At 58.8% G+C, this 6,134-nt stretch carries 6 protein-coding genes and 1 pseudogene; all 7 read left to right on the top strand.

Annotated features, from left to right (window positions below; translation table 11 throughout):
* Positions 1-22 precede the first annotated feature (22 nt).
* Entirely contained in the window at positions 23-376 is a 354-nt protein-coding gene (locus ACH2DG_RS18865) for a (2Fe-2S) ferredoxin domain-containing protein (RefSeq protein WP_395028001.1), read from the top strand.
* Positions 377-442: 66 nt separating this feature from the next.
* Positions 443-1,084, top strand: coding sequence for an alpha/beta hydrolase (locus ACH2DG_RS18870; protein WP_395028002.1), 642 nt, complete (start codon positions 443-445; stop codon positions 1,082-1,084).
* Positions 1,085-1,167: 83 nt separating this feature from the next.
* Entirely contained in the window at positions 1,168-2,340 is a 1,173-nt protein-coding gene (locus tag ACH2DG_RS18875; RefSeq protein ID WP_224151093.1) for a D-alanyl-D-alanine carboxypeptidase family protein, read from the top strand.
* Positions 2,341-2,617: 277 nt separating this feature from the next.
* Complete coding sequence (rpsL, locus tag ACH2DG_RS18880; protein WP_013517317.1) at positions 2,618-2,995, top strand: 30S ribosomal protein S12; 378 nt, start codon at positions 2,618-2,620, stop codon at positions 2,993-2,995.
* A 164-nt stretch (positions 2,996-3,159) separates the two neighbouring features.
* Complete coding sequence (rpsG, locus tag ACH2DG_RS18885) at positions 3,160-3,633, top strand: 30S ribosomal protein S7 (RefSeq protein WP_184704770.1); 474 nt, start codon at positions 3,160-3,162, stop codon at positions 3,631-3,633.
* 154 nt (positions 3,634-3,787) lie between these two features.
* Positions 3,788-5,899: an elongation factor G gene (gene fusA, locus ACH2DG_RS18890; protein ID WP_395028003.1), complete on the top strand. Its 2,112-nt coding sequence runs from the start codon at positions 3,788-3,790 to the stop codon at positions 5,897-5,899.
* Between the two features lie 162 nt (positions 5,900-6,061).
* Positions 6,062-6,134: pseudogene (locus tag ACH2DG_RS18895) on the top strand (elongation factor Tu); the annotation flags it as partial.

Here is a 6,134-nt window from a genome sequence, read left to right on the forward strand (position 1 = left end):
TTGCATTTGACGAGAGCGAGCCATGAGTGAGCAGAACCCCGGCAACAACGGCCAGTATTACCAACACCATGTGTTCTTCTGCCTGAACGACCGTGCCAATGGCGAAGACAGTTGCGCCCACCACGGCGCCCAGGCCATGTTTGACCACTGCAAGGCACGCGTCAAGGCCGAGGGCCTGAACGGCCCTGGCAAGGTGCGCGTCAACAAGGCAGGCTGCATGGACCGCTGCGCAGGCGGCCCCATCATGGCTGTGTACCCCGAAGGGGTCTGGTACACCTATATCGACACCGACGATATCGATGAAATCATCGAGTCGCACCTGAAAAACGGCCAGGTGGTCGAGCGCCTCGTGACGCCGCCCGATGTAGGGCGTTGATTCTTTAAATAAATTGCCTCTGGTGCTTATTTGATAAGCATCGGTAGCTATGGAGTTGATAGCGTCATGAATGCGCAGACAGAACGATTCACCATCCACGGCCCGGCCGGAATCCTGGAGGTGGCCCGCGACGCGGCCGCTGCCCCCGACGGCGCGGTGCGCGGCACTGTCGTCATCGGCCATCCGCACCCGTTATTCGCAGGCACCATGGACAACAAGGTGGTGCAGACCCTGGCGCGCGCCTTTGTCGGCAGTGGCTGGAATGCACTGCGCTTCAATTTTCGCGGCGTAGGCCAGTCGGCCGGCACTTACGACGAGGGCCGGGGCGAGCGCGAGGATTTTCTGGCGGTGGTGGAGCAATTGGCACCGCACGGGGCGCTGGCGCTGGCGGGCTTTTCGTTTGGCTCGTTCGTGATGAGCCACGCGCTGGCGGAACTTTGGCCCCGGCGCCAGATCGAGAAAGTGGTGTTTGTGGGTACGGCCGCGTCGCGTTTCACCGTGGCCGCGGTACCGCCCGAGGCGCACGAGCGCACCCTGGTCATCCATGGGGAGGTGGACGACACCGTGCCGCTGTCTTCGGTGATGGATTGGGCGCGGCCGCAGATACTTCCGGTTACGGTTGTGCCAGGAGGTGCTCACTTCTTCCACGGACAATTGCCGCTGCTCAAAGGACTGGTCATGCGCCACCTGAGCGCTGCTGCGGCTTGACCGTGGTGTAGTATTGCTATTGGTTTTGATGGCCTGCCGCCCGCTACAAGGGCTCTGGCAGGCAAGTTGTAAAGTTGGACGACATGAAATCTTCTTTGATGCCCACCCTGCGCACCTGGGCTGCTGCGGCCTTGCTGGCCCCCACGCTGGCCCTGGCTCAACTGGCGGCACCTGTACCTCCCGAAATCGCCGCACGCAATTACCTGTTGTTCGATGCAACCACCGGCCAGGTGCTGGCTGCCAAGGACATCGATGCGCCGGTGGAGCAGGCATCGCTCACCAAGCTGATGACCGGCTATGTGGTGTTTGACGCGTTGCGCGCCAAGAAAATCAGCCTGGAGCAGACCCTGCCGGTGAGCGAGCGGGCCTGGAAGATGCCGGGCTCGCGCATGTTCATCGATCCCAAGATGCAGGTGAAGGTGGACGACCTGCTGCACGGCATGATCGTGCAGTCGGGCAATGACGCCACCATGGCGCTGGCCGAAGGTGTGGGCGGTACTGCCGAGAACTTTGTGCGCCTGATGAACGAGCAGGCCAAGGCCCTGGGCATGACGAACACGGCCTACAAGAACCCGGAAGGCCTGACCGAGCCCGGCCATACGACGACCGCCAAGGACCTGAGCATCCTGGCCAATCGCCTGATGAAGGACTTCCCGGAATACATGCACTACTACTCGACCAAGCAGTGGTACTACCCCGGCACCCCCAAATCCAACGGCACCAATCGTAATACTTTGTTGTTCCGCGATCCCACGGTGGATGGCCTGAAAACCGGACACACCAATGCCGCGGGCTACTGCCTGGTATCCACGGCCAAGCGCCAGGTACCCAATGCAGGCGACCGCCGCCTGATCTCGATTCTGCTGGGCGCTGCCAGCGACAAGGACCGCGCCAACGAAAGCCAGAAGCTCTTGAACTGGGGCTATACCGCCTTCGACACCGTCAAGCTGTTTGATGGTGGCCAGCCGGTGGCAACGCCCAAGGCCTGGAAGGGTGCGCAGGACACCGTCAAGATGGGCAGCGCCACGCCGATCATCGTCAACGTGCCCGCTGGCACCGGAGGCAAGCTGGAAACCCAGGTGGTCAGCCAGGAGCCGCTGATCGCACCTTTCACCAAGGGCCAGAAGCTCGGCAGCCTGAAGGTGATGGCTGGCGGCCAGCAAGTGGCGGAAGTGCCGCTGGTGGCACTGGAGGATGTGGGCGAGGCCGGCATCTTTGGTCGTGCCTGGGATGCGATCCGCCTCTGGATCAAGTAAGCGGCTCTGGGCGCCAAAGCGCCTGGAAATCGAAAGAAAAGCGTGCCCTGGCACGCTTTTGTCGTTTGGGATGCTCCCAAAACAGGAGCCGAAAGTGCTTGGCTGGCGCGTGCCATTGCGTAAAAACCTGTCTTGTGCAGCGGGCACACTACGGGTTCCCCCGTAAACATTTGCCGATTTTTGCCTTCGGTGGTACATTAGAGGGCTTTTCGGAATTTCCGAAGGGATTCACGTTTTCGCTTTTCAAAGCAAATTCACGTTTAGGGACGTTTAATTAATGCCAACCATTAACCAACTCGTGCGTCAGGGCCGCACGGTAGAAGTTGTTAAATCCAAGAGCCCTGCTATGGAAAACTGCCCACAGCGCCGTGGCGTGTGCACCCGTGTGTACACCACGACGCCTAAGAAGCCTAACTCCGCTCTGCGTAAGGTCGCCAAGGTGCGCCTGACCAACGGTTTCGAAGTCATTTCGTACATCGGCGGTGAAGGCCACAACCTGCAAGAGCACAGCGTTGTGCTGGTGCGCGGTGGCCGTGTGAAGGACTTGCCAGGTGTGCGTTACCACATCGTCCGCGGTTCGCTTGACCTGCAAGGCGTCAAGGACCGTAAGCAAGCCCGTTCGAAGTACGGTGCAAAGCGTCCTAAGAAGGCTTAATCGCTTTTTCAAGACATTCCCGGTGTTTGTCAGCCAGGCAGGCTGTGCAAACGTAGTGACCCCAAAGGCAAGTGTTTTGCCCGGGTCGAGTAAGTGGGAGTCCATTTATTGGCTCTCGCGGTGTCTGAAAAGATGCCAACTGAAGCAAAGATAGAGGTGAAGAAATGCCACGTCGTCGCGAAGTCCCCAAACGTGAAATTCTGCCGGATCCAAAGTTCGGCAATGTAGAGCTGTCCAAATTCATGAACGTGATCATGGAAGGCGGCAAGAAGGCAGTTGCTGAGCGCATCATTTACGGCGCTCTGGACCTGATCGAGAAGAAGCATCCTGGCAAGGACCCTCTGGAAGCTTTCGTTGTTGCCATCAACAACGTCAAGCCCATGGTCGAAGTGAAGTCCCGCCGTGTTGGCGGTGCCAACTACCAGGTGCCAGTTGAAGTGCGTCCTGTCCGTCGTCTGGCTCTGTCCATGCGCTGGATCAAGGAAGCTGCTCGCAAGCGCGGTGAAAAGTCGATGGCTCAACGCCTGGCCAACGAGCTGCTGGAAGCCACCGAAGGCCGTGGCGGCGCGATGAAGCGCCGTGACGAAGTGCACCGCATGGCCGAAGCGAACAAGGCATTCAGCCACTTCCGCTTCTAATCTGAGCGATCTCTCTCGATCCCCAAAGGCCGCCAGCAACAGATTTTTGCTTGCGGCCTTGCTTGGATTCAGACTGCCCTCATATCGTGGTTGATGTCTGTGCTACTCGCCAGTTTGCATCACCTCCTCCTCACTGATCAACAAAGGATCAATCATGGCTCGCAAGACCCCCATCGAGCGCTACCGCAATATCGGTATTTCTGCGCACATCGACGCAGGTAAAACCACCACGACCGAACGTATCCTGTTTTACACCGGCGTGACCCACAAGCTGGGTGAAGTGCACGACGGCGCTGCTACCACCGACTGGATGGAGCAGGAGCAAGAGCGCGGTATCACCATCACTTCCGCTGCAGTGACCTGCTTCTGGAAGGGTATGGACATGTCTTACCCAGAGCACCGCTTCAACATCATCGACACCCCCGGCCACGTGGACTTCACGATTGAAGTGGAGCGTTCCATGCGCGTGCTGGACGGTGCTTGCATGGTGTACTGCGCTGTGGGCGGCGTGCAGCCACAGTCTGAAACCGTGTGGCGTCAGGCCAACAAGTACAAGGTGCCTCGTCTGGCCTTTGTGAACAAGATGGACCGTACCGGTGCCAACTTCTACAAGGTCTATGACCAGATGAAGCTGCGCCTGAAGGCCAACCCTGTGCCTGTGGTGATCCCAATCGGCGCTGAAGAAAACTTCAAGGGCGTGGTTGATCTGGTCAAGATGAAGGCCATCATCTGGGACGAAGCTTCCCAGGGTATGAAGTTCGAATACCAGGACATTCCTGCCGATCTGGTGGAAACCGCCAACAAGTGGCGTGAAAACCTGGTGGAGTCGGCTGCCGAAGCGTCGGAAGACCTGATGAACAAGTACCTGGAAGAAGGTACCCTGTCGGAAGAAGAAGTGAAGGCCGGTATCCGTGCCCGCACGCTGTCGACCGAAATCCAGCCTATGCTGTGCGGCACCGCGTTCAAGAACAAGGGTGTGCAGCGCATGCTGGACGCCGTGATCGACTACCTGCCTTCGCCAGTGGACATCCCTGACGTTGCCGGTACCGACCCAGAAGACGAAGAAAAGAAGCTGACCCGCAAGGCGGACGACGGCGAGAAGTTCTCCGCTCTGGCGTTCAAGCTGATGACCGACCCGTTCGTGGGCCAGTTGACCTTCGTGCGTGTGTACTCCGGCGTTCTGTCCAAGGGCGACACCGTGTACAACTCGGTCAAGGGCAAGAAAGAGCGTATCGGCCGTATCGTGCAGATGATGGCGAACGACCGTATCGAAGTGGACGAAATCCGCGCCGGTGACATCGCCGCTTGCGTGGGCCTGAAGGACGTGACCACCGGTGAAACCCTGTGCGACGTGGCTGCGCCTATCGTGCTGGAACGCATGGTGTTCCCAGAGCCCGTGATTGCACAGGCTGTGGAGCCCAAGTCGAAGGCCGACCAGGAAAAGATGGGTATCGCTCTGTCGCGTCTGGCTGCAGAAGATCCTTCCTTCCGCGTGCGTTCCGACGAAGAATCCGGTCAGACCATCATCGCCGGTATGGGCGAGCTGCACCTGGAAATCATCGTTGACCGCATGAAGCGTGAATTCGGTGTGGAAGCCAACGTGGGCAAGCCCCAGGTTGCCTACCGCGAAACCATCCGCAGCACGGTCAAGGACGTGGACGGCAAGTTCGTTCGCCAGTCCGGCGGTAAGGGCCAGTACGGTCACGTGGTTCTGACTCTGGAACCCCAGGAAGCCGGCAAGGGCTTCGAGTTCGTCGACGAAATCAAGGGCGGTGTGGTTCCTCGCGAATACATCCCTGCGGTGGAAAAGGGCGTGATCGAAGCGCTGACCTCCGGCGTGCTGGCTGGCTACCCTGTGGTGGATGTCAAAGTGACCCTGACCTTCGGTTCGTACCACGATGTGGACTCGAACGAAATGGCGTTCAAGATGGCTGCCATCTTCGGTTTCAAGGAAGGTGCCCGCAAGGCCAACCCCGTCATCCTCGAGCCAATGATGGCCGTGGAAGTGGAAACGCCTGAAGACTACGCCGGTACCGTGATGGGCGACCTGTCGTCCCGCCGCGGTATGGTGCAGGGCATGGAAGACATGGTTGGTGGCGGCAAGGCCATCAAGGCAGAAGTGCCACTGTCCGAAATGTTCGGCTACGCCACCTCGCTGCGTTCGCAAACGCAAGGTCGCGCTACGTACACGATGGAGTTCAAGCACTACGCTGAAGCTCCTCGCAACGTGGCAGAAGCCATTGTTGCAGCACGCGCCAAGGCCTAATGAAAGTAGCGCTTGCGCTCGTTGATCGGGCGCAAGCAGCTATCTTTTTAATAGTTTGTCTACGATCCGGTGCCGCTTTGTTTCCTGTGCGAAGCGACCAAGCAATCGGGTGTAGACGTTAAACCCAACACAGGTTTTGCTCTTTATTTTGGAGAATTTCTCATGGCAAAAGGTAAGTTTGAACGTACCAAGCCCCACGTGAACGTGGGCACCATCGGTCACGTTGACCACGGCA

Source organism: Comamonas odontotermitis (assembly GCF_040396735.1).
In the GTDB taxonomy this organism is placed as follows: domain Bacteria; phylum Pseudomonadota; class Gammaproteobacteria; order Burkholderiales; family Burkholderiaceae_C; genus Comamonas; species Comamonas odontotermitis_C.

Excerpts from the sequence above, each read along its gene's own strand:
- rpsG (WP_184704770.1), top strand. The coding sequence starts at position 3,160 with ATGCCACGTCGTCGCGAAGTCCCCAAACGTGAAATTCTGCCGGATCCA.
- rpsL (WP_013517317.1), top strand. The coding sequence starts at position 2,618 with ATGCCAACCATTAACCAACTCGTGCGTCAGGGCCGCACGGTAGAAGTT.
- ACH2DG_RS18865 (WP_395028001.1), top strand. The coding sequence starts at position 23 with ATGAGTGAGCAGAACCCCGGCAACAACGGCCAGTATTACCAACACCAT.
- fusA (WP_395028003.1), top strand. The coding sequence starts at position 3,788 with ATGGCTCGCAAGACCCCCATCGAGCGCTACCGCAATATCGGTATTTCT.
- ACH2DG_RS18875 (WP_224151093.1), top strand. The coding sequence starts at position 1,168 with ATGAAATCTTCTTTGATGCCCACCCTGCGCACCTGGGCTGCTGCGGCC.
- ACH2DG_RS18870 (WP_395028002.1), top strand. The coding sequence starts at position 443 with ATGAATGCGCAGACAGAACGATTCACCATCCACGGCCCGGCCGGAATC.